Source organism: Acinetobacter sichuanensis (assembly GCF_003024515.2).
Classification (GTDB): Bacteria; Pseudomonadota; Gammaproteobacteria; order Pseudomonadales; family Moraxellaceae; genus Acinetobacter; species Acinetobacter sichuanensis.
Genome location: NZ_PYIX02000004.1, coordinates 33,466 through 60,343 on the forward strand (window position 1 = coordinate 33,466; position 26,878 = coordinate 60,343).

At 37.6% G+C, this 26,878-nt stretch carries 28 protein-coding genes; 26 read left to right on the forward strand and 2 right to left on the reverse strand.

Annotated elements, in window-relative coordinates; translation table 11 throughout:
- Positions 1-128: 128 nt before the first annotated feature.
- Positions 129-686 (reverse strand): hypothetical protein, encoded by a 558-nt coding sequence (locus C9E89_RS04045; RefSeq protein WP_107008308.1) that lies wholly within the window; start codon positions 684-686, stop codon positions 129-131.
- 638 nt (positions 687-1,324) lie between these two features.
- On the opposite strand from C9E89_RS04045, the gene C9E89_RS23755 reads away from it, so the two are divergent.
- Positions 1,325-3,166 carry an MFS transporter gene (locus tag C9E89_RS23755; protein WP_228198976.1) on the forward strand — a complete coding sequence of 614 codons (1,842 nt, stop codon included), beginning with the start codon at positions 1,325-1,327 and terminating at the stop codon, positions 3,164-3,166.
- A 73-nt stretch (positions 3,167-3,239) separates the two neighbouring features.
- Here the strand turns inward: C9E89_RS23755 and C9E89_RS04055 are convergent, their stop codons facing one another.
- Positions 3,240-3,593: a DUF4124 domain-containing protein gene (locus C9E89_RS04055; protein ID WP_107008309.1), complete on the reverse strand. Its 354-nt coding sequence runs from the start codon at positions 3,591-3,593 to the stop codon at positions 3,240-3,242.
- 566 nt (positions 3,594-4,159) lie between these two features.
- Here C9E89_RS04055 and C9E89_RS04060 point away from each other — a divergent pair.
- The 25 genes from C9E89_RS04060 (at position 4,160) to C9E89_RS04180 (ending at position 26,870) form a co-directional block, all read left to right on the forward strand.
- The gene (locus C9E89_RS04060; protein ID WP_107008361.1) at positions 4,160-5,887 is read left to right on the forward strand and encodes an acetolactate synthase 3 large subunit; all 1,728 of its coding nucleotides are present in this window, start codon (positions 4,160-4,162) and stop codon (positions 5,885-5,887) included.
- Positions 5,884-6,375, forward strand: a complete 492-nt coding sequence (ilvN, locus tag C9E89_RS04065) for an acetolactate synthase small subunit (protein WP_107008310.1) — start codon at positions 5,884-5,886, stop codon at positions 6,373-6,375. The genes C9E89_RS04060 and ilvN overlap by 4 nt, the downstream gene beginning before the upstream one ends.
- 113 nt (positions 6,376-6,488) lie before the next feature.
- Entirely contained in the window at positions 6,489-7,505 is a 1,017-nt protein-coding gene (ilvC, locus tag C9E89_RS04070) for a ketol-acid reductoisomerase (protein ID WP_107008311.1), read from the forward strand.
- Between the two features lie 98 nt (positions 7,506-7,603).
- A complete protein-coding gene (locus C9E89_RS04075; protein ID WP_107008312.1) occupies positions 7,604-8,413 on the forward strand; it encodes an XAC2610-related protein in 810 nt (269 codons plus the stop codon).
- 36 nt (positions 8,414-8,449) lie between these two features.
- The gene (locus tag C9E89_RS04080) at positions 8,450-8,857 is read left to right on the forward strand and encodes a hypothetical protein (RefSeq protein ID WP_107008313.1); all 408 of its coding nucleotides are present in this window, start codon (positions 8,450-8,452) and stop codon (positions 8,855-8,857) included.
- Between the two features lie 260 nt (positions 8,858-9,117).
- Positions 9,118-10,407: a glycosyltransferase family 4 protein gene (locus tag C9E89_RS04085; RefSeq protein ID WP_107008314.1), complete on the forward strand. Its 1,290-nt coding sequence runs from the start codon at positions 9,118-9,120 to the stop codon at positions 10,405-10,407.
- A 28-nt stretch (positions 10,408-10,435) separates the two neighbouring features.
- Positions 10,436-10,987, forward strand: coding sequence for a phosphatase PAP2 family protein (locus C9E89_RS04090; protein ID WP_107008315.1), 552 nt, complete (start codon positions 10,436-10,438; stop codon positions 10,985-10,987).
- Positions 10,988-11,074: 87 nt separating this feature from the next.
- Complete coding sequence (iscX, locus tag C9E89_RS04095; RefSeq protein ID WP_107008316.1) at positions 11,075-11,275, forward strand: Fe-S cluster assembly protein IscX; 201 nt, start codon at positions 11,075-11,077, stop codon at positions 11,273-11,275.
- Between the two features lie 118 nt (positions 11,276-11,393).
- Positions 11,394-11,825, forward strand: coding sequence for a nucleoside-diphosphate kinase (gene ndk, locus C9E89_RS04100; protein ID WP_107008317.1), 432 nt, complete (start codon positions 11,394-11,396; stop codon positions 11,823-11,825).
- Between the two features lie 169 nt (positions 11,826-11,994).
- Positions 11,995-13,230 carry a 23S rRNA (adenine(2503)-C(2))-methyltransferase RlmN gene (gene rlmN, locus C9E89_RS04105; RefSeq protein WP_107008318.1) on the forward strand — a complete coding sequence of 412 codons (1,236 nt, stop codon included), beginning with the start codon at positions 11,995-11,997 and terminating at the stop codon, positions 13,228-13,230.
- A gap of 44 nt (positions 13,231-13,274) precedes the next feature.
- Positions 13,275-14,075: a type IV pilus biogenesis/stability protein PilW gene (pilW, locus tag C9E89_RS04110; protein WP_107008319.1), complete on the forward strand. Its 801-nt coding sequence runs from the start codon at positions 13,275-13,277 to the stop codon at positions 14,073-14,075.
- Positions 14,066-14,860, forward strand: a complete 795-nt coding sequence (locus tag C9E89_RS04115) for a helix-turn-helix domain-containing protein (protein WP_107008320.1) — start codon at positions 14,066-14,068, stop codon at positions 14,858-14,860. Before pilW ends, C9E89_RS04115 begins: the two co-directional genes overlap by 10 nt.
- A gap of 22 nt (positions 14,861-14,882) precedes the next feature.
- A complete protein-coding gene (gene ispG, locus C9E89_RS04120) occupies positions 14,883-16,004 on the forward strand; it encodes a flavodoxin-dependent (E)-4-hydroxy-3-methylbut-2-enyl-diphosphate synthase (protein WP_107008321.1) in 1,122 nt (373 codons plus the stop codon).
- Between the two features lie 3 nt (positions 16,005-16,007).
- A complete protein-coding gene (gene hisS / locus C9E89_RS04125) occupies positions 16,008-17,303 on the forward strand; it encodes a histidine--tRNA ligase (RefSeq protein WP_107008322.1) in 1,296 nt (431 codons plus the stop codon).
- A 29-nt stretch (positions 17,304-17,332) separates the two neighbouring features.
- The gene (locus C9E89_RS04130; RefSeq protein WP_107008323.1) at positions 17,333-18,034 is read left to right on the forward strand and encodes a YfgM family protein; all 702 of its coding nucleotides are present in this window, start codon (positions 17,333-17,335) and stop codon (positions 18,032-18,034) included.
- Positions 18,034-19,182, forward strand: coding sequence for an outer membrane protein assembly factor BamB (gene bamB, locus C9E89_RS04135; protein ID WP_107008324.1), 1,149 nt, complete (start codon positions 18,034-18,036; stop codon positions 19,180-19,182). The genes C9E89_RS04130 and bamB overlap by 1 nt, the downstream gene beginning before the upstream one ends.
- A gap of 194 nt (positions 19,183-19,376) precedes the next feature.
- Positions 19,377-20,786, forward strand: coding sequence for a ribosome biogenesis GTPase Der (gene der / locus C9E89_RS04140; RefSeq protein ID WP_107008325.1), 1,410 nt, complete (start codon positions 19,377-19,379; stop codon positions 20,784-20,786).
- Between the two features lie 198 nt (positions 20,787-20,984).
- Positions 20,985-21,608 carry a beta-ketoacyl synthase chain length factor gene (locus tag C9E89_RS04145; RefSeq protein WP_107008326.1) on the forward strand — a complete coding sequence of 208 codons (624 nt, stop codon included), beginning with the start codon at positions 20,985-20,987 and terminating at the stop codon, positions 21,606-21,608.
- Between the two features lie 3 nt (positions 21,609-21,611).
- A complete protein-coding gene (locus C9E89_RS04150; protein ID WP_107008327.1) occupies positions 21,612-22,406 on the forward strand; it encodes a lysophospholipid acyltransferase family protein in 795 nt (264 codons plus the stop codon).
- Positions 22,399-22,659: a phosphopantetheine-binding protein gene (locus C9E89_RS04155; protein WP_107008328.1), complete on the forward strand. Its 261-nt coding sequence runs from the start codon at positions 22,399-22,401 to the stop codon at positions 22,657-22,659. The genes C9E89_RS04150 and C9E89_RS04155 overlap by 8 nt, the downstream gene beginning before the upstream one ends.
- A gap of 9 nt (positions 22,660-22,668) precedes the next feature.
- Entirely contained in the window at positions 22,669-22,917 is a 249-nt protein-coding gene (locus C9E89_RS04160) for an acyl carrier protein (RefSeq protein WP_107008329.1), read from the forward strand.
- Positions 22,914-23,462 (forward strand): COG4648 family protein, encoded by a 549-nt coding sequence (locus C9E89_RS04165; RefSeq protein WP_107008330.1) that lies wholly within the window; start codon positions 22,914-22,916, stop codon positions 23,460-23,462. The genes C9E89_RS04160 and C9E89_RS04165 overlap by 4 nt, the downstream gene beginning before the upstream one ends.
- Positions 23,463-23,506: 44 nt before the next feature.
- Complete coding sequence (locus C9E89_RS04170; protein WP_107008331.1) at positions 23,507-25,192, forward strand: AMP-binding protein; 1,686 nt, start codon at positions 23,507-23,509, stop codon at positions 25,190-25,192.
- A 9-nt stretch (positions 25,193-25,201) separates the two neighbouring features.
- Complete coding sequence (locus C9E89_RS04175; RefSeq protein ID WP_107008332.1) at positions 25,202-25,951, forward strand: glycosyltransferase family 2 protein; 750 nt, start codon at positions 25,202-25,204, stop codon at positions 25,949-25,951.
- On the forward strand, positions 25,944-26,870 hold the full coding sequence (locus C9E89_RS04180; RefSeq protein WP_107008333.1) for an LpxL/LpxP family acyltransferase: 927 nt from the start codon (positions 25,944-25,946) through the stop codon (positions 26,868-26,870). The genes C9E89_RS04175 and C9E89_RS04180 overlap by 8 nt, the downstream gene beginning before the upstream one ends.
- Positions 26,871-26,878 lie beyond the last annotated feature (8 nt).

Here is a 26,878-nt window from a genome sequence, read left to right on the forward strand (position 1 = left end):
TAAAATAATTAAAATGAAGTAATCTAGGGATTAATTTTGTATTAAAATTAAACAAGAAGGCTGAGGTTAAATAATACTCATAAAATAATAACTTTAATAAAAAGTATAAATGTAAACTTTGAGATTATTTATAAATCATTTTTTAATTCCTGTGTGAGTAGGTTAATTTTTTCTTGGTATGCATTATAAGCGATTTCACCATACTTCTTTTTAACCTTTTCAAGTAAGTTATCTTTTAAAATTGCTAGCTCATTTATATCGCTGGCACGTTCAAGTTTAAGAATTTGGGTAAAAGATAATATGCCAAAAAACTCTGGTATTTGAATGGATAAAAATGCATATAAACGATGAAACGGACTACTATTTTCTAAAGGTGGTAAAGCTATATTTAATTTTTGTTGTATAGGATCAGCTGTTATATCTTGTTGGGGTATGTTTTGTGATACAAGAGTTGGTGACTCTCCCCAATCTGAAATTTCTAATAATTTATTTTGTAAAAGAGAATTTACTGTATCAAAGGGAACACCTAGCATGGTGATGATTTCTTGTATAGTAAGCTGACCATTGGCAATAATTAAAAAATTACGTTCAGCACGTGTGAGTTGAATCGCATGACTTGAAATAATCATACGTCCTTGGTTTGATTTTTTAACGATTGTATTCCTGTTTAATTGTTGTTGAGACATCGTGTTTCTATCCTTGAGACGTATTTTTTCTAGCATTTATATTCAAGCATTTGCTTGTAAAAAATAATATTAAGTAAGTTTGAGAACTTGTATTTTATTTTTTAAAGTGAATAAAATAATTCTAAGTTTTGATCATTTAAAATTATTATTAAGATATTTTAAATAGTAAAGTTTTTTATAGCAAATAATTTTTTTAAAAATTATAAAATATTTATTAAGTTTTTGAATTTTAATTAATTATTTGATTGTTTCGAGTGTTTCTCATAATTTTTAAAGTACATTTTTATTTTGCTTTTGTGATGTATATCACATTATTATTTTATGTTTAAAGTATTTGAATTATTGAAATTTTATTTGAAAAATATATTATTTTTGACACGGTAAATCTATATACCCTTAAATTTGTAGTTTTTATTCTTAAATTTATCTAACAAGTAAAAAGTGTTTATGTTATCTTTGCGGTAGATTTCATCTGTAAGACACTATTTAAAATAATTGCAATATCTAATAAGTAAAAATTTTTAAGTGTGATGAATTCAGGGGATTAATAAAATGTTTTCATAAGATTTAATAAAAATAGTTATTAAAACATTTTTATTATGCAGTTTTATTTTAATAAAAATGAAAGGAATAAATAAATGCATACAAGCACTAGGGGAGTGCCAGATCAGAAAATGACAAAGGAAGAGAAAAAAATCATTTTCGCTTCAAGTTTAGGAACAATATTTGAATGGTATGACTTTTATTTATATGGTGCATTAGCACTTATTTTGGCTCAGCAGTTTTTTACCGATCTTGATAGTACAACAGGGTTTATTTTTGCCTTACTTGCATTTTCCGCAGGTTTTATTGTACGACCTTTTGGGGCATTAGTTTTTGGTCGATTAGGAGATAGGGTTGGGAGAAAATATACATTTTTAATCACTATTTTAATTATGGGAATATCAACTTTTTTGGTTGGATTATTGCCTAATTATAATGCAATAGGAATTGCAGCACCCATAATGCTAATCATATTACGTTTAATACAAGGTTTAGCATTAGGAGGCGAGTATGGTGGGGCAGTAACATATGTTGCTGAATATGCACCTCAACATAAACGAGGAGCATATACTGCATGGATCCAGATTACAGCGACGACAGGATTATTGTTATCGTTATTGGTTATTTTAAGTGTACGAACATTGCTTGGAGAAGAAGCTTTTAGTGCATGGGGATGGCGAATTCCTTTCTTATTTTCTTTTATTTTACTGTTTGTAAGTGTTTGGGTGCGTTTATCAATGAGTGAACCTCCTGCATTTAAAAAGCTAAAAGAAGCAGGAAAACTGTCTAAAGCACCTATTTTTGAATCATTAGGGCAGTGGAAAAATTTAAAACTGATTTTATTAGCATTGTTTGGTTTAACCATGGGACAAGCTGTCATTTGGTATACAGGTCAATTTTATAGCCTATTCTTTTTAACCCAAGCATTAAAAGTAGAAAGTGCGACAGCTAGTATTTTGGTGGCATGTGCTTTACTGATTGGTCTACCTTTCTTTATTTTATTTGGTTATTTATCGGATCGAGTTGGGCGTAAACCTATTATTATTTTGGGTGGGATATTAGCCGCAGTCACATATATACCGATTTATCATGCCTTGACCTATGCAGCAAATCCTCAGCTTGCAACAGTCTTAAAACAATCTCCAATCGTGTTAAGTGTTGATCCTTCTGAGTGTTCATTACAATTTGACCCAATTGGGCGTAAAACATTGGAAAGTAGTTGTGATATTGCCAAGAAGCTGTTAGCAACAAATGCAGTAAATTACTCCATTGAGCATTTACCTCACGGTGAAAATGCAAAAATTTTAGTGGGTCATACTTTAATTCAAGGTTTTTCACCTTTGCATATCACAGAAGAAAGTATTTTTGCTGCACAAGGAATTGCACAGCAAAATCAGTTTAAAGCCATGCAGCAACTTGAGTTGGCAGAACAAAATGGTGATCGAAAAGCGATTTTACTTGCTCAGAGAGAACAAGCTTTAACAGCGAAAACTTTGGATGATTTTACCAAAGATGCAAAAGCAACCGCAATTAAAGTGATGGAGACTGACTTTAGAAATCAGGTCAGTGCGGCATTGATTGAAGCGCAATATCCAACGAAAGCAGATCCTAAAGAAATGAATAAACCACTCATTGTCTTGTTACTGTCTTTATTGGTGATCTATGTTGGTATGATGTATGCGCCAATTGCAGCCGCATTGGTTGAAATGTTTGCAACAAAAATTCGTTATACTTCAGTAAGCTTACCTTATCATATTGGAAATGGTTGGTTTGGTGGTTTATTACCGACAATTTCTTTTGCCATCGTTGCGCAAACAGGCAATATTTATAATGGTTTATGGTTCCCAATTATTGTTGCTGTTATTTGTGTGATTATTTGTGCGTTATTTATTCAAGAAACGAAGAATATTGATATTTTTAAAGATGATTATAAATAAGATTCTTATTGCTAAAAAACCTTTCATATTCGTATGAAAGGTTTTTTTATTGCTGATATTTTTTAATTTGAATTTATTGAGGACGCTCTTGACCACGTTGTAAAGCTGCATTGGCTTCACCTTGCTGATCGACTTTGGGAACATCTGCTCTTTCATTATGATTTTGTACAGGTTGAGAAGTTACTGGTGTTGCAGGTGCCACAGGTGTTACAGATGATGTTGATGGTGAAGCATTATGCCCATAAGTTGTCACTGTGGTTCTGCTCTTGGCATTTTTAGGTGGAGGTGTTTCGGTATAGTGAGTTGCGCCTTGATGATCGACCCATTTGTAGTATTGTTTTGCAAAGCTTTGCGACGTTGCACTAAGGCTTAAAACTAAAAATGTGGTGGAAATAATCTTGGTGTATAAATGTTTTGGTTTTTGCATGACAGAACCTTTGAAATGAGGATTTTTCCATTCTTCTAAATATTATGCGGTAATTGTACACATAAAATAAAGAATACTTATTGTGATTTTATTTTGTGTTTATTTTAATCGTATTTAGAAAAAATGATAGATTTTTATTGAAAATTTATTAAGTTATAACTTGCTGAATTTTTTATTATAAATCGAATAAAAAAAAGTAATAGTTTAAAAAAAATGCGTATGGGAAATAAACAATAAAAAAGCGAATAGAAACCTTGACTTTGCTTGCTAAAACAACAAAAATGCTGATTCAGTTTTGTATGTTTTTATTCGATCACCCTTCGGATAATGGCATCGTAAGCAATATCATTTTTCTCTAAACCGAGAAAGTGACCCCCTTACATTAAATATGTTTATCCCAACATATTTTTGTTATGAACATCATTTAAACAGTGATGTGACTATAAAATTTTTATATTGCTGCAAAAACTAGTAAATATGTGTGCTATAACAGAGCGCACAAATCAATGAATGAAGCACAACTTGTGTCTCCCATAAGTTGTGGAAAAAAGATTAGGGTGAATACGTTGGAACTTTTATCTGGTGGTGAAATGCTCGTTCGTGCATTGGCGGACGAAGGCGTTGAGCATGTTTTTGGGTACCCAGGCGGCGCAGTTTTACATATTTATGATGCGCTATTTCAACAAGAGAAAATCAATCATTACCTCGTGCGTCATGAACAAGCAGCAGGTCATATGGCTGATGCTTACTCACGTGCGACAGGTAAAACAGGTGTGGTGCTTGTCACATCTGGTCCTGGTGCGACCAATACCGTAACGCCAATTGCAACAGCTTATATGGACTCAATCCCAATGGTGATTTTGTCTGGTCAGGTTGCAAGCCATTTAATCGGTGAGGATGCGTTCCAAGAAACGGATATGGTCGGTATTTCTCGTCCAATCGTGAAGCACAGTTTCCAAGTGCGTCATGCAAGCGAAATTCCTGCAATTATTAAAAAAGCATTTTATATTGCTGCAAGTGGTCGTCCAGGTCCAGTTGTTGTTGATATTCCAAAAGATGCAACAAATCCTGCTGAGAAATTTGCATACGAATACCCTGAAAAGGTAAAAATGCGTTCGTATCAACCACCACACCGTGGTCATTCTGGTCAAATTCGTAAAGCAATAGATGAATTGATTAATGCAAAACGTCCTGTCATTTATACAGGTGGTGGTGTGGTTCAAGGCAATGCTTCTGAACAGTTGACTGAACTTGCACATCTTTTGGGTTATCCAGTGACCAATACTTTGATGGGCTTAGGTGCATTCCCAGGCAATGATCCACAGTTCATTGGCATGTTGGGTATGCATGGTACATACGAAGCCAATATGACCATGCATAATGCGGATGTTATTTTAGCGATTGGCGCGCGTTTTGATGACCGTGTAACAAACAATCCAGCGAAATTCTGTCCAAATGCAAAAGTCATTCATATTGATATTGACCCTGCAACAATTTCAAAAACGATTATTGCGCATATTCCAATTGTTGGTGCTGTAGAGCCAGTTCTTCAAGAGATGTTGGTTCAATTGAAACAAATGAATGTTTCAAAACCAAATCCAGAAGTAATCGCAGCTTGGTGGGATCAAATCAATGAGTGGCGTAAAGTTCATGGCTTACGCTATGAAAAAGCAACTGATGGTTCAATGAAGCCTCAGCAAGTTGTTGAAGCTTTAGACAAAATAACTAATGGTGATGCCATTATTACTTCTGACGTTGGTCAGCATCAAATGTTTGGTGCAATGTACTATAAGTACAAACGTCCACGTCAATGGTTGAACTCTGGTGGTTTGGGCACAATGGGTGTGGGTTTGCCATACGCAATGGCTGCTAAACTTGCATTTCCAGATCAACAAGTTGTCTGTATTACAGGTGAAGCATCGATTCAGATGTGTATCCAAGAGCTTTCGACATGTAAGCAATATGGCTTAAATGTAAAAATTCTTTGTTTGAATAACCGTGCTTTAGGTATGGTTAAACAATGGCAAGACATGAACTATGAAGGGCGTCATTCAAGTTCTTATGTTGAGTCATTACCAGACTTCCCTAAATTGATGGAAGCATATGGTCATGTTGGTATTCAAATTGACCATGCAGATGAGCTTGAATCTAAACTTGCAGAAGCAATGGCAATTAATGATAAATGCGTATTTATCAATGTCATGGTTGATCGTTCAGAGCATGTTTATCCGATGCTGATCGCAGGTCAATCAATGCAAGATATGTGGTTATCTAAAGGGGAGCGTACTCAATGAGACATATAATTTCTGTACTCATGGAAAACGAAGCAGGTGCGCTTTCTCGTTTGGTGGGTTTATTTAGTCAACGTGGTTATAACATTGAAACATTAAATGTTGCACCAACAGAAGATCCAACTTTGTCACGTTTAACATTAACGACCTATGGTGATGAGCACAAAATTGAGCAAATTACTAAACAACTGAACAAATTGGTTGAAGTGGTAAAAGTGGTTGATTTGTCAGAAGGTGCACATATTGAGCGTGAATTAATGCTCATTAAGGTCAAAGCTTTAGGTTCAGCACGTGCTGAGATTAAGCGTACAGCCGATATTTTCCGTGCGCAAATTGTTGATGTAACACCAACGACTTATACCATTCAAATTGCTGGTACAACTGAAAAAATTGATGGTTTTATTGATGCGCTTGCTGAAAATACCATTCTTGAAGTTGTACGTTCAGGTGTGTCAGGCATCGCACGTGGCGAAAAAGTTTTAACTATTTAATTTATTCACCTATAATCCTCTCCTAGAAAAAAGGAGAGGGCTTAGTTGATCAGTACACAATAAAGCCGTACCAACTAAGTAAAGGAAACAAAAGCATTTAAGCGGAGACAGCAATGCAAATTTTTTATGATAAAGACTGTGACTTATCTATCATCCAAGGTAAAAAAGTAGCAATCATTGGTTATGGTTCACAAGGTCATGCGCATGCGCTTAACCTTAAAGATTCTGGCGTTGATGTAACTGTAGGTTTACGTGCAGGTTCTACTTCTTGGAAAAAAGCTGAGAATTCAGGTCTTAAAGTATCTGAAGTTCCTGCTGCTGTTGCTCAAGCTGACGTTGTTATGATCTTGACTCCAGATGAGTTCCAATCACAACTTTATCGTGATGTGATTGAACCAAATATCAAGCAAGGTGCAACTTTAGCATTTGCTCATGGTTTCTCTGTTCTTTATAACCAAGTTGTTCCACGTGCTGACTTAGACGTAATCATGGTTGCACCTAAAGCACCTGGTCACACTGTACGTTCAGAATATCAACGTGGTTCAGGTGTTCCTGATTTAATCGCAATTCACCAAGATGCTTCTGGTAATGCACGTAACGTTGCACTTTCTTATGCTTCAGGCGTAGGTGGTGGTCGTACTGGTATCATCGAAACTTCTTTCCGTGAAGAGACTGAAACTGACTTATTTGGTGAGCAAGCAGTTCTTTGTGGTGGTGCTGTTGAATTGGTTAAAATGGGCTTCGAAACTTTGGTTGAAGCTGGTTATGCACCAGAAATGGCTTACTTCGAGTGCTTACACGAGCTTAAATTGATCGTTGACTTAATGTTCGAAGGCGGTATCGCTGACATGAACTATTCAGTATCTAACAATGCTGAATATGGCGAATATGTAACAGGTACTGAAGTGATCAACGAACAGTCTCGTGAAGCGATGCGTAATGCACTTAAACGTATTCAATCTGGCGAATACGCGAAAATGTTCATTAACGAAGGTGCATTGAACTATCCTTCAATGACTGCTCGTCGTCGTCAAAATGCTGCACACGGTATCGAAGTAACGGGTAACAAGTTACGTTCAATGATGCCTTGGATTCAAGCGAACAAAATCGTAGATAAAGAAAAGAACTAATTTTTAGTTTTTGACTTTATAAAAAGCCTATTCTATTGAGTAGGCTTTTTTTATGATAAATTACTCATTATTTTGCTGTTTTTGAATGTGGTGAAATTATGAAATTTAAAATTTTCTTAGGTATGGTTGCTATAACATTTTCAAATTTAAATCATGCCGAAACTGTAGTAAATTCAAAAGACTTCAAGCCCCTTAATGAAGTTCGGGTATCTATGCAGCGTATGTTGCGTTCTACTGAAGGGCGTTATTTTTTAAGTCTTTATGCGGGTATTTGGAATCCACATGCTGTGATGACGGATTTAGTTGAAAATAAAAATATTTCATTTAAAGGTTTGCAAAAAGCAGATCAATTAACGCTAAAATCAGTAAACTCTGAAACTGATGCAACAGAAAATAGCATGTACCAACTTACAGGTACTTTAAATGCAAATACAGGTTATTTTAAAACTTTACTCTCAGAAGGCTCGGACACTTTTGGTAAAAATATTCAGTTTGAGCCAGCAGTTAAAGTCAACAATAAGCCTTCATTTGTCTTCAAATTTTATAGCGGTGATCAAACTACAACGTATGGCGCACCTTTACAACGTGTAGATGTAGTCAATAAAAATAATAATCAGACGATTCAGTCTTTGACAGGATTTGCAGCATATCCAAAAAGTATAGGTTATATGGATATTAATTTTGATGGTTATTATGACATTATTTTATCTGACATTTCACAGTCTTATTCTGTAGAAGATAAGCGTTATATTTATTGGATGTATAACCCAAAAACAGGGCAATTTCAGCGTTCGCCACAGCTTGAGAAAATTATTGGTTTCCCAAATCTGCATGGTGAAAAACAGCAAATTGATTTTGGAGGGGGCAAGATTTATCAGGTTGAAAATGGTTTGTTAAATCGAATTTAGTTTGTTTTTAATTCAAATCATAAGTATAGAGTCTTGATGAATCGGCACTTTTTGGTCTGGAAAATATTTTCTAGTGCATGGACTGAAAATGGTTTTGATGCTCAAGACTTGACTCATTTTTCTGAAATAAAACAAAATTATCCACATTGGTCAGATCTTCGCACAGTTATTTATCGTGATGTGTTTGGATATTTCGCTTTGCCTAGTTTTTGTATGTTATTTGTTTGGATTCCTATTGTTGGCTCTCTATTTTTAATTGCTGCATTGCCTGATTGGGAGTTTGAAAATACGTGGCTGCAAAGAAAGATGCAAAAATGGTATGCCATTCCTTGGTGGATGCATTATTTAAACCCATTACGTTGGATCGGATATTTTATTGCATTTGGAATGGCGTATCGTGTGATCAATTGTTTAAAGCGGTATTATAAAGCTGAAAATATATGATCAAAGTTGCATGATGTTTGGATCTGTTTGAGGCATGTTTGATATTGAGTCATGATTTTTTTATGCTCTTATTTTTTATTGAATTATAAACGGAATATTGGTTCGACAGGTTGGTGCTGTTTATCTTTATTTTTGTATTGGGAAATAGTTAAACAATTTGATGAAAATATAGTTTCAAAAAACCGTCATCTTAAAATCATCAAAGTGTAAAAAAGATCGCCTACACTTATAAAAAATGAAGAGAAGATAGAGGTAATCGTATGACAAAGACGTACGCAGAAGCCTTATTATACAGACAACGAGATTTTCCTGATTATTTTAAATTTTATTTAAAGAAAAATAATAAGCAGCAACATATTTCTGAAAATTTAAATATTCTTCAAGAGCTTGTACGTCCAAGGCTGAAAATTGCAATTGTGACAGAAACATGGCCTCCTGAAATTAATGGCGTAGCAATGTCATTGATGCAATTGTGTAAAGGTTTACAGAAACAAGGGCATAAAATTTTACTGATTCGCCCAAAACAAAAACATGTATGTGATGAGTTTTCGCCAAATAAAGAGTGCTTAGTGACGGCTCAAGCAGTACCTAAATACCCTGATATGCGTTTTGGTTGGCCACAATATTTAAAAGTATCCCAAGCAATTTCTGATTTTGCACCGCATGTTGTTCATATTGTGACAGAAGGACCTTTAGGTTTTACGGCACTACATGCAGCAAAATCTAAAAAAATCCCTGTTTCTAGTGGTTTTCATTCACCATTTCAAGAATTTAGTCGCTTTTTTGATTTGGCATTTTTGGTGAAACCTGTACAGCGATATTTGAAGTGGTTTCATAATCATACTGACTTAACTTGTGTACCGAGTTGCGATACAGAACAAGCTTTAAAGCAGTTTGGGGTAACTTGTCCGCTAGTTATCGTTGGGCGTGGTGTTGATGTAGAAAAATTTTCATCCAGTCATCGCTCAGAGCAGTTACGCCGCAGTTGGGGCGTTGATCATGACACGACAGTATTGCTTTATGTTGGACGTTTATCTCCTGAAAAAGAGATCAATGTTTTGATTGAGGCTTATGTTGCACTTAAAAAGTGTTCACAGAAAAAAGTGCATTTTGTCATTGTGGGCGATGGTCCAGATCGTAAGCGTTTAGAAAAAATGCTTGGTGCAGAAGATATTATTTTTACAGGTAGCTTAAGTGGTACAAGCTTAGCGCAAACTTATGCAAGTGCGGATGTTTTTGTTTTTGCAAGTCAAGTGGAAACGTTTGGTAACGTTGTTTTAGAAGCAATGGCAAGTGGTTTGCCTGTTGTTGCTTATGATTATGCAAGTGCGCAACTATATTTGAAACATCAACAAACAGGTTGGTTGAGCCCATTGGGTGCAACTGATCAATTCATTCAATCTATTTTACAGCTTCCTGACCATGTAAGTTTGCGTGTAATGGGGCAGCAAGCTATGCACGATGTTCAAAACATTGGCTGGCGACATGCGGTACAACAATTCGAACAGGCACTTTATCAGGTTACACAAGATCAGGTTTTAGTAACGTAAATCATCTCGTCAAGAGAGGAGAGCTAAAATGAATTTTAAAGAAACTAAAATAAAAATACTCGATTTAGATTTGAGAGGCTGTGTATATCTAAATAATTTGTCGCATATGCAATATGTGGCTTTGTTTTTTAAAATCATTAGTCGTTTAGGCGATGGCGCATTTTGGTACTTGATGTTGCTGATTGTGTGGCTGAATAAAGGCTTTGCGTATGGATTAAAGTTAATTTATGTCGTATTAAGTGCTTTGATTGGTACAGGTATTTATAAAATATTAAAGCATAAAACAGTTCGTCCACGTCCTTATCAAGTACACCAAGTGATTATCTTAGGCGAACGACCTTTGGATCACTTTAGTTTTCCATCTGGTCATACTTTACATGCGGTGATGACTACCGTGGTATTAGGTTATATCCAACCTGCGCTTTTATTTTTAATGATGCCTTTTACAATTTTAGTTGCATTATCACGCATGATTTTGGGTTTGCATTATCCAAGTGATGTGATTGTGGGGGCTTTAATTGGAGCGACAGTGGCAAGCATGATTTTAGTCGCTGCACCATTTTTGCATATTAGCTTATAAATTGTATTTTAAAATGAATTCTATTTTGGTAAATGGCTAGATTTTGCTAAAGTAATTGCCAAGATGGAAAAGGATAGGATGACCTCAATGGGTTTACGTTGGACAGATACAATTGATATCGCGATTGAGCTATATGAAGCTCACCCAGATGTTGACCCACAATGGGTGCGTTTTACAGACTTACACACATGGATTTGTGCATTACCCGATTTTAGCGATGATCCAACAAAGTCCACAGAAGGCTTATTAGAAGCAATTCAAATGGCTTGGATTGATGAAGCTAGCTAAAAAAATGTCTTAATCTGTCTAAAAAATCATTTTTTTACAGTTTAAAAAGCGGAAAATCGCGCATTATTCGGTATAATGCGCCAAAATTTTCATGTCAATTTGACTTAAGGAGCCAATCATGGCTATTGAACGTACTTTATCTATCGTAAAACCAGATGCAGTTGCTAAAAACCACATTGGTGATATCTTTGCTCGTTTCGAAAAAGCTGGTCTTAAAATCGTTGCGACTAAAATGAAACACCTTTCTCAAGCAGAAGCTGAAGGTTTCTATGCTGAACATAAAGAACGTGGTTTCTTTGCTGATTTAGTTGCATTCATGACTTCTGGTCCAGTTGTTGTTTCAGTTCTTGAAGGCGAAAACGCAGTTCTTGCTCACCGCGACATCTTAGGCGCTACAAACCCTAAAGAAGCTGCTCCTGGTACAATCCGTGCAGATTTCGCTGTAAGCATCGATGAAAATGCTGCTCACGGTTCTGACTCTGTAGCTTCTGCTGATCGTGAAGTTAACTACTTCTTCGCTCAAACTGAAGTTTGCCCACGTACTCGTTAATTCTGAGTCAATAGGGTCGTCTTAAAATTCACAGAAGCGTTTTACGTTTTGTAAATTGTTAACAGACCCTGAACCAGATAAGTGTTATACTACTTGTCTGGTTTTTTTATTTTTAATGTTCGAAAATTGAACAATCCTCATCCATTGACATGTTTTTTAGGTAATACACATGAATTCTGAAGTTGTCGCTTCATCATTAACTCAAGATGAACAGAAGCCTGCATCATCAAAATCTGCACAGCAAACACATGTACAGAAAGTGAATTTACTTGGCATGTCACGTCCGCAATTGGAAAAATTCTTCGAAGATTTGGGAGAGAAAAAATTCCGTGCAGGGCAAGTGATGAAGTGGATACATCAATTTTTTGTAACAGATTTTGCTGAAATGACCAATATTTCAGGAAAGTTGCGTGAAAAATTAGAAAAAATTTGTGTCATCGAAGCACCAGAAGTTGTTCATCGTAACTATTCAAAAGATGGTACTCGTAAATGGGTATTTCGTGTTGGTGAAGGCGACGGTTCACTGGTTGAAACTGTTTTAATTCCTGCCGAAGACAAAACAGGTTCTCGAAAAACTTTGTGTATTTCTTCACAAGTTGGTTGTGCACTTGATTGTTCATTTTGTTCGACAGGTAAACAAGGCTTTCAACGTGATTTAACACCAAGTGAGATCATTGGTCAGTTATGGATGGCTAACTATTCTTATATGGAAGAAGTGCCTGTTGCAGAGCGTGAACGCTCAGTGACCAATGTCGTGATGATGGGTATGGGTGAGCCATTACTCAACTATGATGCTGTTTTAAGCTCAATGAATATCATGTTAGACGATTTTGCTTATGGTATGTCAAAACGTCGAGTGACCTTGTCTACATCGGGCGTGGTGCCAAAAATTGATCAATTAGCACAAGATATTGATGTTGCTTTAGCCATTTCTTTACATGCGCCAAATGATGAGCTACGTAATGAACTTGTGCCGATTAATAAAAAATATCCATTAGAACAACTCATTGCAGCATGTCAGCGTTATATTGCTAAAGATGGCAATGAAAGCTCACGTAAACATGTCACCATTGAATATGTCATGTTAGATGGTGTAAATGATCATCCTGAACATGCACAACAAATGATTAAGTTATTGAAAAATTTACCAAGTAAAATTAATTTGATTCCATTTAATCCTTTTCCACATGCACCTTATGGTCGTTCAAGTCGTAATCGAATTATTTCTTTTCAAAAAACTTTGTCTGATGCAGGATTTGTGTGTACGATTCGTCAGACGCGTGGTGATGACATTGATGCTGCGTGTGGTCAATTGGTCGGTCAGGTGGCTGACCGTACTCGCCGTGCAGAACAATGGAAGAAGAAAGTTGCGCAGCAGAACGAGATTTTGCGTTCACAAGGTTGACCATTTTTAAAATTAAATATGGGGAACAAGCTTTGAGAAATAATATGTACACAAAAATGATCACAGTCACTGCTATCAGTTGCGCTGTGTTCTTGACTGCTTGTCAAACCACACAAACAGGGTCGGTTTTAAAAAAAGATCCCGAAAAAGCAGTCAAAGTACGTACTCAATTGGCTGCAGAATATATTCGAACACATGATTTAGATGCAGCAAAGCGTTCACTTGATCAAGCTTTAGAAATTGATTCAGGTGATGCAACAGCAAATATGATGATGGGTGTCTTACTTCAACAAGAAGGAAGTAAGCACAGTATGGAAAGGGCAGATAGTTACTTTAAACGTGCTATCTCTCGCGATCCTGAAAATGCTCAAGCACGCAATAATTATGGTACTTACTTATATTTGATGAAGCGTTATAATGACGCGATTGCACAGCTTCAAATTGCAGGTGCGAGTTTAGGTTATGATCAGCGCTATAAAGCTTTGGAAAATCTTGGCAAAGTTTATATGGTGATCGGCGATAAAGAAAATGCTGAAAAAACGTTCAAGCAAACCCTGCAAGTGAATCGAGACTCTGTTATATCTTTAATCGAGTTGTCAGAACTATTATATTTAAAACAACAAACTGCTCAGGCAAGTCAACTTTATGAGCAGTTTGTGCGTTTAGTGGGTCAGAAAAATCAAGATCCAAGGGCGCTTTGGATCGGTATTCGTATCGCTAGAGCCAATGGTGATCAAATGGGATCGCAAGTATTGGTTAACCAATTACGCGCATTATTCCCTGAAAGCCAAGAATATCAACGTTATTTGCAATTACAGTACAGTACTGAGGCCGTATGGAAGTAAATCCTAATTCACAGCAACCTACTGGTTCAAACGTAGCACCTAATGGTTTAGGAAATGTTCAACGTCCGGGCGAGTACTTACGTCAAGTTCGTGTTTCACAAAATCGTGATATTAATGCTGTTGCAGCGGACTTAAATATGCCTTTAAAAGCGTTACAAGCTTTGGAAAAAGATGATTATAAATCTTTGCCTGAAGCGACTTTTATCAAAGGTTATTATCGCTCGTATGCAAAATATTTAAAAGTAGATGCAACTGCAATTATTCAACGTTTTGATGATATTTATCAAAATGATACTGGATTATTGCCAAATCATGCTTTAAATAATTCTCCGATCAAAATCATGGGTAAGCTTCCAGGTTCAAATAGCGATCGCAATAAAAAATGGCTAAAACGAGCAGTGATTGCAGCGATTGCAATGCTGGTGATTTGGGCTGTTATTGCGGGTGTTCAGAAATGGTCATCAAATAAAAATGATGATGCTGATGCAAAACCGCAGGAATCGAATGTTGAAGTTTTATCAATGAATAATAATGGTACGACAGCAACATCTGGTGATCAAATGGTGCTAAATTTTAGTCGTCCAACATCGATTAAAATTGTGGACAGTACAGGTAAAGTATTGGCTACAGGTCGTCAATCTGAGGCTTTAACATTGACAGGTGAATCTCCATTCCAGATTCGACTTGATGATGCATCAGCAGTGTCATTAAGCCTTAATAATGAGCAGATTTCATTGTCTCCATATACTGTGAACGGAAAGGCAGAATTCCGTTTATCTCGTTAATCAAATTGAGTCGAGCGGTACAATGATTGAAAATCCTATAAAACGTCGCCCAACACGAAAAATTCGTGTTGGTTCAGTCTATGTCGGTGGCGATGCGCCTATTAGCATCCAAAGTATGACCAATACAGAAACATGTGATGTTGATGCGACAGTTGCACAAATTCAGCGTTGTGTTGATGTAGGTGCTGACATCATGCGTGTTTCTGTGCCAACCATGGAAGCTGCAAAAGCCTTTGGTGAAATTCGCAAACGTGTACAAGTACCATTGGTTGCCGACATTCACTTTGATTATAAAATTGCTTTGGCTGTAGCAGACTTTGGTGCAGATTGTTTGCGTATTAACCCAGGCAATATTGGTTCTGAAGCTAAAATTCGTGAAGTGGTTGCAGCAGCAAAACATCATGATATTTCAATGCGTATTGGTGTAAATGCGGGTTCACTAGAAAAAGACATTCAGAAAAAATATGGCGAACCTACTGGTGCTGCTTTATTAGAGTCTGCAATGCGCCATATTGATATTTTAGACCGTTTAAACTTTCATGAGTTTAAAGTATCAGTCAAAGCATCAAATGTATTTTTAACCATGGATGCATATCGCTTATTATCTCAACAGATTGATAATCCATTACATTTAGGTGTAACTGAAGCAGGTGTATATCGTACTGGTTCGGTTAAATCAGCCATTGCACTGGGTGGTTTATTGATGGAAGGTATTGGCGATACCATGCGTATTTCTTTGGCAGCTGAGCCTGAGGAAGAAGTAAAAATTGGTTTTGATATTTTAAAATCATTAAGCTTGCGCTCAAATGGGATTAATTTTATTGCTTGTCCAAGCTGTTCACGCCAAGAATTTAATGTCATCAAAGTGATGCAAACATTGGAGGAACGTTTAGAAGATGTTCGCGTTCCAATGGATGTATCTGTGATTGGCTGTAAAGTGAATGGACCAGGTGAAGCCAAAGAAGCAGATATCGGTGTTGTTGGTGCAGCACCACGTTCGCTAGTTTATCTTAATGGTGAAAAAAGCCATTTAATTGATACAAACCAGTTGGTTGATGAAATCGAAGCTATGGTTCGTCAACGTATTGTAGAGCTTGAAGAAGCTAAATCTAAAGAGATAATTCGTACAAGTTTTTCTGAGTAAGTCATGAGTTCAATAGTCGCAATTAAAGGTTTTAATGACGTTCTTCCATCACAAACAGCTGCATGGCGACGTCTAGAGCAACATTTAGCATCATTAATGGATGCTTATGGCTATCAACAAATCCGTTTGCCCATTGTTGAACAAACGCATTTATTTAAGCGTTCAATTGGTGATGCAACAGATATTGTTGAAAAGGAAATGTATACATTTTTAGACAAAGGTAATCCACCTGAGTCTTTAACTTTGCGTCCTGAAGGTACCGCAGGTTGTGTTCGTGCAATGTTGGAACATAATTTGTTACGTGGTGCAAATCCACGTGTTTGGTATGTGGGTCCAATGTTCCGTTATGAAAAACCACAAAAAGGTCGTTATCGTCAATTCCATCAGTTTGGTGTAGAAACATTTGGCGTGGCAACACCTGATCAAGATGCTGAGCTCATTCTCATGACAGCACGTTTGTGGAAACGCATGGGTGTTGCAGATAAAGTTCGTTTAGAATTAAATACTTTAGGTGAGTCAGAAGAACGCGCAGAATATCGTGCAGCTTTGGTTGAATTTCTAAAAGCACATCAGGCAGAGTTAGATGAAGATTCACAACGTCGTTTAACGACAAACCCGTTGCGTATTCTTGACTCTAAAGATGCGCGTACCCAAAAAATTTTGGAAAATGCACCAAAATTACATGATTTTATGGGTGAAGAAACCATGCAGCATTTTGCTCAATTAAAGCAATATTTGAGTAATGCAGGTATTGAATTTGTAATTAATCAAAAACTCGTACGTGGTTTAGATTATTACAATAAAACAGTGTTTGAGTGGACAACAACACATTTAGGTTCACAAGGTACGGTATGTGCTGGTGGGCGTTATGATGGTTTGGTTGGGCAGTTAAAAGGTAAACCAGAACAATCTGTTCCTGCGGTTGGTTTCGCAATGGGAATGGAACGTTTATTGTTACTCCTTGAACAAGTTGAAGACAATACATCTACACGTGAGTGTGAAATGTTCTTGGTTTCAGATGCTGCGACTCAAGGTCAAGCTTTGGTACTTGCTGAGCAAATCCGTGATCAGCTTGAAGCTAAAAATAGTACAATACGCTTAAAAGTAGGTTCACAAGGTTCAATGAAAAGCCAGATGAAAAAGGCGGATCAGTCAGGTGCTGTTTATGCTTTGATTTATGGTGAACGTGAATCAGAAGCACAACAAGTCTTGATTAAAGAGCTTGCAACCGCGGAACAGCACGAAGTGGCGGTAAATGATGTTGTACCGTTCTTTATAGAAAAATTTTCTGCAAAATAAGTTAAAAACATTAGGAAAAGGGCAATCAGATGAACGCAACGGCTGACGAAGAACAACTAGATAGTTTAAAGTCATTTTTAAAAAAATATGGCTCAGCTATGGTGAGCGGTGTCCTCATTGCGTTGATTGCCTTTTTTGGATGGCAGTATTGGCAGAAAAATGACTTAGCAAAGGCTCAAAACCAAACTGCTAAAGTTCAACAACTGCTTGACCAAGCTAAAGTTGCAAGTGGTGATGCAAAAGCCAGTGCTGCTTTAGTGACTGCTGCGGATAAGTTAGTTAAAGAAGATCCAGATTCAATTCAAGCCATTCAAGCTCAATTTGCGATGGCAAAATTGGCATATGAACAAGCAGATTATGCAAAAGCTGAACGTGAACTGAAAAAAGTTGAAAACTCAAAAATAGATGATCAAGGTATTTTACAAGCTGTTAAAATACGTTTATCTGATGCTCAGTTTGCACAAAATAAATATGATGAAGCATTAAAAACTTTATCTACTGTGACAGAACCAACGTTTAAAGCAACAGCAGATGAAATGAGAGGTGACATCTATGTTGCTAAAAATGATCTTGAAAATGCTAAAAAATCATATCAAGCTGCATGGGCTGCGTTGTTAGAACGTAAACAAGAACGTCAAATTTTACAAATTAAACTCGAAAGTGTTGGTGTATTAGTAGATGATCCTGAATTCGAACGCCCAATTTTAGAAACACAAGTGGATGAGTCTTAATGGATAGAAAATATAAAATACCTTTTGCTTTAGCAATTTTATCAGCAGCACTTATGGGCTGTTCAAGTAATAAGGTCAAAGAGGAAAAAGTTAAGCCCAATCCACTTCCTAAGATTGTGCAAGCAACAGGTCTTACACAAGTATTTTCACAAAGTGTTTCTTCAACCAATAAAGAAGATCCATTACGTTTAAGACTTGATGCTGATAATGGTACGATTTTTTTACTTGATCCAAATGGTAAAGTTGAAGCTTATAAAGGCAAACAACGCTTGTGGTCAACCAAAGTCACTAAGAATGGTCTCAGTTCTGGTGTAGAAGCTGCACAAGGCTTGGTTGTTGTTGGTAATACCAAAGGTCAGTTATTTGCTTTGGATCAGGCAACAGGTCAACAAAAATGGGTTGCACAATTATCAGGTGCAATTATTAGTCCTGCGCATATCCAAACAGGTCGTGTCATTGTGGTTGCCAATGATGGTACTGTTTACGCTTTTGATCAAGAAACAGGTCAACAAGCATGGACATATAAACTTTCAAATGCATCTTTCAGTTTACGTGGGCAAGCATCGCCTGTAGAACTTGATCCAAGAACAATTGCTGTTGCGACTTCAACAGGCTATGTTTATGCCATTGATAGTTTGTCTGGTATGCCACGTATGCAACGCCGAGTTGCAGTGACAGAAGGACGTTCAGATATTCAGCGTTTAATTGACGTTGATGGTGATCCTGTTGTGGTTGGTCAATTTATCGTGACCAATAGTTATCAAGGACAGGTCACTGTACTCGATTTAGCTTCACAACGTGTTATTTCAAGTGTAGATGCGGGAAGTTCAACTCGTCCAGAAGTTTATGATAACAAAGTGTTTGTTGCACAAACGAATGGTAAAGTTGCAGCATTTGATTTGACATCAGGGCGTGTGCTTTGGTCAAATGACCAATTATTAAATCGTCAACTATCTAATCCTGTAATGTTAGGACAATACCTCGTTGTAGGAGATTTAGATGGTGTCTTACATATGATTGACCCAAATACGGGCAATATTGTTGGACGTGCAAAAACAAGCGGTGAAGTTCGTACTTTACGGGTGATTGATAATCAACTTTTTGTTGCAACACGCACAGGTAAATTAACTGTTTGGCAGAATCGTTAATTTTCTTTGCGCTTATGTTAAACTAATACATATTCGTATTTATAAAGGCTCGGGGTGATTGAAGATTCAACGCCCCGAGTTCTTTGTTTTATTTTAGCTGATCGAAAGATCTTGGAGCATTTGCTCTTACCTTCTTCCTCACTATCTGATGTTCAGACCAGTCCAACTGGCTGATCTTGAATTAAGGTTAATCTATGAAACCCGTAATTGCGCTCATTGGACGTCCGAACGTCGGAAAATCAACGTTATTCAATCAAATTACTAAAAGCCGTGATGCGCTTGTTGCAGACTTTGCAGGTCTAACACGTGACCGTAAATATGGCGATGCTGTCTATCAAAATAAATCTTTCATTGTTGTCGATACTGGGGGTATCGGTGAAAATGAAGGTGGTATTGACTCTTACATGGCTGAGCAGTCTAAAACAGCCATCAATGAAGCAGATATTATTGTATTTGTGGTTGATGCGCGTGCAGGCTTATTGGCTTCCGATGAGCAAATCGCACGTGAGTTACGTACACTTGGTAAAAAAGTTTACTTAGTTGCGAACAAAGTTGATGGTGTTCATGCAGAAGCAGCTTTGGTTGAATTCTTCAAATTAGGTATGGGTGAACCATTACAAGTGGCAGCAAGCCATGGTCGTGGTGTTCAGCAAATGCTTGAAGATGTTCTTGCTGATGTTCCTGAAGATGAAAGCGAAGAAGAGCATGATAAAGCGACTGGTCTACGTTTAGCAGTTATTGGTCGTCCAAATGTGGGTAAATCTACATTAGTTAACCGTTTATTGGGTGAAGAACGAGTCGTTGCTTTTGACCAACCAGGTACAACACGTGATTCGATTTATATTCCCTATGAACGAGATGGTCGTAAATATACCTTGATCGACACCGCGGGTGTACGTCGTAAAGGTAAAGTCGATGACATGATTGAGAAATTCTCAATTGTAAAAACTTTACAAGCGATGAAAGATGCGCATGTTGTTGTGATTGTGGTCGATGCACGTGAAGGTATTGTTGAGCAAGATTTGCATTTGATAGGTTATGCGCTTGAAGCAGGTCGTGCAATGGTGATCGCCATTAATAAATGGGACAACATGTCTGAGTATGACCGCAAACAGTGTAAGCTCGATGTTGACCGTCGTTTTGACTTTATTCCTTGGGCGAAAATTCATTTAATTTCTGCATTGCATGGTACAGGTGTAGGTGATTTATATCCTTCAATTCATCGTGCTTATGACTCATCACATTTAAAAGTTTCACCTGCAAAATTAACCCAAATTTTAAATGATGCAACTGAGGCGCATCAACCTCCTATGTTTAGTGGCAAACGTATTAAAATGCGTTATGCACATATGGGCGGACAAAACCCACCAACGATTGTGATTCATGGTAATAAAGTTGATAAAACCCCTGCGGATTATCGTCGTTATTTAGAAAATGTATTCCGTAAAGTCTACAAGTTAGAAGGTACGCCTGTGCGTATTGATTTTAAAACTTCAGAAAACCCATTTGAAGGACGTAAATCACAAATGGATGAACGTACTGCTGCACGTAAGCGTCGTTATATTCAGAAGTTTAAGAAAGCGGAAAAGAAATTTAAACGTTAATATTTTAATTGATCATTGAACCATAAAACCCAAAGTCTACTTTGGGTTTTGATCATTAGAATGATAGAAAATACAAATAATCGTCCTCGATTTTCTATGCGTTTTTTTTTTATAGCAGTGATATAATCTGCAAAGTAATTTTAGATTTTTCAAAAAAAAATATAATATTGATTGATAGACAGGGTATATGATTTTCACATGATTCAATTTAATGTCTCACAACTTAAACTCAGTTGTGCAGGAGAGACATATCCTGCACTTGAGCATATCCCTGCTATGCAACGTCGACGCTTATCAGCGATTGCCAAGTTGGCACTGAATAGTGCAATTGAGTGCTTAGCAGAGCAGCAAGTTGATTATATTGTGTGGGCATCTCAATATGGTGATGAACATAAAACCTATAAAATTTTAGAAGATGTTTTACAAGATATAACGCCATCACCAACACAATTTTCAACTTCTGTTCATAATGCAGTTGCAGGCTTATATTCAATTTTATGTCAGGACGCGACACCTTCAACAAGCTTATGTGCAGATTGGTCTGAAGCATTGATTGAGGCTTATGTATATTTAAAAACAATGGCACCTACTGGGCGTGCTTTAGTGATTTATTATGATGAACCATTGCCGCAAGTTTATGTAGAACATCAAAATTTTAATGGCTTTGCATTGGCTACTTTAGTGGATTTAACTTCACCCAATATGGCATTAGATGAAACTCAATTGCTACAAGTGGAACCTAAATATTTAGATGCACTGAGTTTTTATAATTTTTGTGGACAATCTACGCAACAAAGTTGCGGTATATGGTCAAAGATCTAAAAGATGAAAACATTTCGTAAAAAATTAAATTATGCTTGGCGTGTTGGCGCGACAGGTTTTAGCTTTGCAAGTTTTGGTTTAGGTGGTGTGGCAATCGGTAGCATCATTGCACCTTTGGTAAATTTATCCAGTTCAGATGCTAAAATCAGGCAAGATCGTGCTCAGCAAGTGATTCGACACAGCTTTAAGGGTTTTGTCGAAATGATGGTCAAATTGGGCATCATGACCTATGAAATTGAGGGGCTAGAAAAACTACAACAAAGCCGTCAGGAATTGGTGATTGCTAATCATCCGACATTGGTTGATGTTGTGGTCTTAATTGGTTTAATGGAAAAAGCCAACTGCGTGGTGAAAGAGGCTTTATGGTCAAATCCCTTCACTCAAGGACCTGTGCGCTCAGCAGGTTATATTTTAAATGCTGGGTCTGAACAGTTTATCCATGATTGTGTAGAACGTTTACAGGAAGACCAGGCGGCTTCATTGTTGATTTTCCCTGAAGGCACACGGACTGCCAAAGGGCAGACTTTAAATGACTTTCAACGTGGCGCTGCCAATATTGCTTTACGTGCAAATGTGCCGATTCGCCCAATCATCATTCGCTGCACACCATCAACGCTGACCAAAAATGAAAAATGGTATCACATTCCATCCGAACCATTTCATATTGAAATTAAAGTCCTAGATGCGATTTATATTGATGAAATCTTAGCAGAAACCCAAGTTTCACCTAAGCATGTTCGTCAATTAAATCAAAAACTTCAACAATTTTTTAATCAAGAGTTATCGAATCATGAGTAATCTTGCTGATGAGCTAAAAAAAATGATCATTGATGTACTTGCCCTAGAGGACATCAGCATAGAAGATATCGACACTGAAGCCCCTTTATTTGGTGATGGCTTAGGACTGGATTCCATTGATGCATTGGAATTGGGTTTGGCTTTGAAAAAGCGCTATAACATTCATCTCAATGCCGAATCTGCTGAAACCAAACAGCACTTTAAATCGATTCAAAGTCTGGTGGCTTTGGTTGAAAACCAACAAAAAGCATAAGAGGTTCAAATGTTAACGCAACCACAAATTTTAGAAAAACTCCGTGAGTGGATGGAAGAATTATTTGAAATTGAAGCGGACGATATTCAGCTTGATTCAAATTTATATTCTGATCTGGATGTAGACAGCATTGATGCCATTGATCTGGTGGTTAAAATTAAGGAATTGACAGGCAAACAAGTACAGCCTGAAGATTTTAAAAATGTAAAAACCGTACAGGACGTGGTCACTGTCATTCATAACATGTTGGCTGAATGAAGCAAGTCATTAAGGGAATTATTCTCCTTTGCATGATTTTGTACCCCTTTCTGGTTGGATGGGGACTGTCACAGGGGTATTTTCTCTGGGTGAGTGTTTTGCTGATCACTTTGGGGGTGGTCAGATTATTCAGTCAGGGCAATGCATTGCTGTTGCCACTGACATGGTTTGCGATACTTTGCGGTACATTGAGTGTGTTGTTAAAAGATCACGCATGGCTGAAAATGTACCCTGTGTTTATGAGTGTGGGTGCGGGGATCATTTTTGCCTCGACCCTGATTCGACCACCCTCCATGATTGAGCGTTTTGCCCGTTTGGTGGAACCTGATTTACCTGAGTCAGGCATCCTCTGGACACGTAAGGTGACCATGGTGTGGTGTGGTTTTTTTGTGGTAAATGCCGCCATTGCGCTGTATACCGTTGTGTTTGCACCCATGAAAATATGGGTGATTTATAATGGTTTTATTTCCTATGTGTTGATGGGCATTTTATTTTTAGGTGAATTTGTGTTGCGTAAACGTCATCAACGTTTAAATCAGTCATGAATACAGCCCCATTTACCTGACGATTAGTAAGAGTGATCTCCATCATGTCCTGTCATTTCCAGACGCATATTTTTTCTTCACATGTATTGTCCATTCGAGATGACCTGAGTGGCATTGCTTTTCGTGAGTTTTGGCAGGATGTAGGACAGCAAAGCCTTGCCATTGCACAGTTACAGGCTGAACAGTACGCCTTGTGGGAAAATGACAGCCATGAATTTCTGGTTTTATTTTTTGCAGCACTATTGGCAAATAAGCAAGTGCTGATTGCACCACATCGAGTGAAAGCATTGGAAGAGGAACTGGCACAGCAGGGCATTCATTTCTTGAGTCGTCAGTCTGAGTCGTTATTGGAAAATGGAACATTTGAGTTACAACATCTTGATCTGAATGAGCAGTTTCTACAACAGGCACAGGTTTATTTTTATACCTCAGGCTCTACAGGACAACCTAAAAAAATTCCAAGAACATTGCGTCAACTGCTGAATGAAGTACAAGGTCTGGACCAAAGTTTTGATTTGTTGCAAGACAGCATTGCCATTGCAACGGTCAGCCATCAACATATTTATGGCTTATTGTTTAAATTATTGTTGCCTTTGGCAAGTGGACGCAGTTTTTATATTCCACAGCTCGCCTTTCCCGAAGATGTGGTCGCAGTACAGCAAAAATTAAAGCATTTGCAATGTAAAAATTATGTTATTTCAAGTCCTGCTTTATTAAAGCGTTGGACAAGGGATGTGGTATTGCAAGATTGTCAGTCTGTATATTCTTCGGGTGGAAAATTAGAGTCAGGCATACGTCCCCATCTGAATCGTCCTGTTGTTGAGGTTTTAGGCAGCTCTGAAACAGGTGGCATTGCCCATCGTCAGCAGGATGATGCCTTGTGGACACCCTTTGCCAATGTCAACATTCGTATGGCTGAACATGAAGAACTGGCAGTGCAAACAAATCACGCATTTACCGAAGACTGGATTTTAACGGGCGACCGTGTCAGTGTGCGTGATGCGACGTGTTTAAAAACCCTATTTCAATTGTCAGGGCGTTTGGATCGTTTAATTAAACTGGAAGAAAAACGCCTAAGTCTGGATGCGATTGAACATAAAATTTTGACTTTGGATGAGATCGCAGAATGTCATGTCCTTGTCACCCAAAAGGATCATCGGCAAATTTTAGCTTGTGTGGCTGTGTTGACGGCATCTGCTCAGCACGTTCTTATGCAGCAAAATAAAGCCCAATTTGTGGCAAAGCTCAAACAACAGTTGACTGAACAATTGGAAACGATTGCCATTCCAAGGCAGTGGCGCTTTTTATCACAGTTGCCACGTAACAGCCAATCCAAACTGAATAAACAGATGATGCAATCTTTGTTTCAGCCTTTATTAACCCCCGTTGTACTGAGTCAGACCTATACTGAAGAATCTGCACAATATTTATTGGAATTTCCACCTGAGTTGGCGTGTTTTAAAGGGCATTTTCCAAACTTGCCGATTTATGCAGGCGTGGGTCAAATTGGTTTTATTCAGCATTTTGCCAAACAACTTTGGACAGCGTTGGATTGGTGTAATGGCTATGAACAATTGAAGTTTCAGGACTTAATCAAGCCCTATGCTGTTGTGCAATTAAAACTGCAACGTCAGTTGCATAAAGTGCATTTTGAACTCTATACACAGGATAAAACGCTGGCTTCAGGGCGATTATTATTTATGCTTCAACAGCAAACAGATACGGTCTAGGGGATGGATATGGCGCAGTATGGATTTGTCATTCCTGTATATAATCATCCGCATTATATTCAGGCATTGCTTGAGCATCTGAATGTTTTTGCTTCGCCCATCATTGTGGTCAATGATGGCAGTGATGAACAGTGTACGCAGTTGCTTCAAGATTTAAAACATCAGTTTGCACAGATGATTTTGCTTGAACATGAAGTAAATCAAGGCAAGGGACAGGCAGTGATCACAGGGCTGAATCATGCATTTGAGCTGGGTTTAAGTCATGCCTTACAAATTGATTCAGATGGTCAGCATGATTGGCAGGATATCGCTAAGTTTTTACAGATCTCACAGCAGCACCCAAAAGCGATGGTGATCGGTCAGCCCATTTTTGATGAAACTGTACCGAAAAAGCGTTTATATGGACGTTATGCGACGCATATTTGGGTATGGATCAATAGCCTGTCTTTTGAAATTAAAGACAGTATGTGTGGCTTTCGGGTTTATCCATTGGCAGTCACCCATCGCATTTTAAATACTGCAAAATTTCAACCGCGCATGGGTTTTGACAGTGAAATTTTAGTCCGTTTAAAATGGGAAAATGTGTCTTTTATCAATGTTCCAACCCATGTGATTTATCCTGAACAGGGCATTTCACATTTTAATGTCTGGCGTGACAATGTCGGTATGAGTACAGCCCATTCGAGACTGTTTGCAGGAATGTTGCTGCGATTACCTAAGCTGTTAAAACAGAAATATACAGGTTCAACGGATGTCTGAGTCAACCCGTCCACAATGGAGTGAACTCAGAGAAAAAGGGGGAATGTTCCCCCTGATGCTGATGCTTTGGTTTTACCGTTTGGGTGGGCGTTTTTTATGCCGTATCGTCTTGTACTTTGTCATTATGTGGTATTGGTTATTTTCCAAAACTGCTAAACAAGCTTCTTTGCAATATCTCAGTAAGTTGCATCAATTTGCGGGCGAACAGTCACCTTTTCCCCATGCACCCACGCTTGCAAATAGTTATAGCCATCTCATGCAATTTGGGGAATGTCTGCTTGATAAAATTGAAGGATGGCTTGGGCATATTCCTGAACAAAAGTTGAACTTGCATGGACATGAACACTTTCGGGCACATTATCAAAAAGGTGCAATTATCATGGTATCGCACTTTGGTAATATCGAATTGTTACGTGCCATTAAGTCGGAACATGCCCAAAAAATTAATGTCTTGGTCTATCAGAAGCATGCCACCAAATTTAATGATTTTTTAAAAAAAATGAACGACAAGGCAGATGTTCATTTGATTTCTGTCGATGAACTGGGCATTGAAACAGCGATGTTGTTGCAAGATAAACTCGATCAGGGTGAGTGGGTGATTTTAGCCGCAGACCGAGTGCCTGTGCAGTCAGAACGAATACAGCAAGTTTGCTTTTTGGGAGAAGATGCGCCATGGCCACAAGGTGCATGGATTTTGGCAAGTTTACTGAAAGTCCCTTTATTGGCGGTGTTTTGTTACCGACAACACGATCATTTTGATGTGCACATTCATTTGCTGGCAGAAAAGTTACATCTGCCACGTGCTGATCGTTTGGCTGCCATGCAGGTCGTGACCCGAAAATATGTCGCCATTTTGGAGCAACATTGTCTGCGTGCCCCTTATCAATGGTTTAATTTTTATCAATTTTGGAACAAATAATTGGAAAA

What these genes read in the sequence shown, in the direction of transcription:
- C9E89_RS04155 (WP_107008328.1), top strand. Translation starts at nt 22,399, where the DNA reads ATGAGTAATCTTGCTGATGAGCTAAAAAAAATGATCATTGATGTACTT.
- bamB (WP_107008324.1), top strand. Translation starts at nt 18,034, where the DNA reads ATGGATAGAAAATATAAAATACCTTTTGCTTTAGCAATTTTATCAGCA.
- C9E89_RS04085 (WP_107008314.1), top strand. Translation starts at nt 9,118, where the DNA reads ATGACAAAGACGTACGCAGAAGCCTTATTATACAGACAACGAGATTTT.
- pilW (WP_107008319.1), top strand. Translation starts at nt 13,275, where the DNA reads ATGTACACAAAAATGATCACAGTCACTGCTATCAGTTGCGCTGTGTTC.
- C9E89_RS04130 (WP_107008323.1), top strand. Translation starts at nt 17,333, where the DNA reads ATGAACGCAACGGCTGACGAAGAACAACTAGATAGTTTAAAGTCATTT.
- iscX (WP_107008316.1), top strand. Translation starts at nt 11,075, where the DNA reads ATGGGTTTACGTTGGACAGATACAATTGATATCGCGATTGAGCTATAT.
- C9E89_RS04145 (WP_107008326.1), top strand. Translation starts at nt 20,985, where the DNA reads ATGATTCAATTTAATGTCTCACAACTTAAACTCAGTTGTGCAGGAGAG.
- C9E89_RS04090 (WP_107008315.1), top strand. Translation starts at nt 10,436, where the DNA reads ATGAATTTTAAAGAAACTAAAATAAAAATACTCGATTTAGATTTGAGA.
- ilvC (WP_107008311.1), top strand. Translation starts at nt 6,489, where the DNA reads ATGCAAATTTTTTATGATAAAGACTGTGACTTATCTATCATCCAAGGT.
- C9E89_RS04075 (WP_107008312.1), top strand. Translation starts at nt 7,604, where the DNA reads ATGAAATTTAAAATTTTCTTAGGTATGGTTGCTATAACATTTTCAAAT.
- C9E89_RS04170 (WP_107008331.1), top strand. Translation starts at nt 23,507, where the DNA reads ATGTCCTGTCATTTCCAGACGCATATTTTTTCTTCACATGTATTGTCC.
- ispG (WP_107008321.1), top strand. Translation starts at nt 14,883, where the DNA reads ATGATTGAAAATCCTATAAAACGTCGCCCAACACGAAAAATTCGTGTT.
- C9E89_RS04180 (WP_107008333.1), top strand. Translation starts at nt 25,944, where the DNA reads ATGTCTGAGTCAACCCGTCCACAATGGAGTGAACTCAGAGAAAAAGGG.
- ndk (WP_107008317.1), top strand. Translation starts at nt 11,394, where the DNA reads ATGGCTATTGAACGTACTTTATCTATCGTAAAACCAGATGCAGTTGCT.
- C9E89_RS04115 (WP_107008320.1), top strand. Translation starts at nt 14,066, where the DNA reads ATGGAAGTAAATCCTAATTCACAGCAACCTACTGGTTCAAACGTAGCA.
- ilvN (WP_107008310.1), top strand. Translation starts at nt 5,884, where the DNA reads ATGAGACATATAATTTCTGTACTCATGGAAAACGAAGCAGGTGCGCTT.
- hisS (WP_107008322.1), top strand. Translation starts at nt 16,008, where the DNA reads ATGAGTTCAATAGTCGCAATTAAAGGTTTTAATGACGTTCTTCCATCA.
- C9E89_RS04160 (WP_107008329.1), top strand. Translation starts at nt 22,669, where the DNA reads ATGTTAACGCAACCACAAATTTTAGAAAAACTCCGTGAGTGGATGGAA.
- C9E89_RS04165 (WP_107008330.1), top strand. Translation starts at nt 22,914, where the DNA reads ATGAAGCAAGTCATTAAGGGAATTATTCTCCTTTGCATGATTTTGTAC.
- C9E89_RS04080 (WP_107008313.1), top strand. Translation starts at nt 8,450, where the DNA reads ATGAATCGGCACTTTTTGGTCTGGAAAATATTTTCTAGTGCATGGACT.
- C9E89_RS04045 (WP_107008308.1), bottom strand. Translation starts at nt 686, where the DNA reads ATGTCTCAACAACAATTAAACAGGAATACAATCGTTAAAAAATCAAAC.
- C9E89_RS04150 (WP_107008327.1), top strand. Translation starts at nt 21,612, where the DNA reads ATGAAAACATTTCGTAAAAAATTAAATTATGCTTGGCGTGTTGGCGCG.
- C9E89_RS23755 (WP_228198976.1), top strand. Translation starts at nt 1,325, where the DNA reads ATGCATACAAGCACTAGGGGAGTGCCAGATCAGAAAATGACAAAGGAA.
- C9E89_RS04175 (WP_107008332.1), top strand. Translation starts at nt 25,202, where the DNA reads ATGGCGCAGTATGGATTTGTCATTCCTGTATATAATCATCCGCATTAT.
- der (WP_107008325.1), top strand. Translation starts at nt 19,377, where the DNA reads ATGAAACCCGTAATTGCGCTCATTGGACGTCCGAACGTCGGAAAATCA.
- rlmN (WP_107008318.1), top strand. Translation starts at nt 11,995, where the DNA reads ATGAATTCTGAAGTTGTCGCTTCATCATTAACTCAAGATGAACAGAAG.
- C9E89_RS04055 (WP_107008309.1), bottom strand. Translation starts at nt 3,593, where the DNA reads ATGCAAAAACCAAAACATTTATACACCAAGATTATTTCCACCACATTT.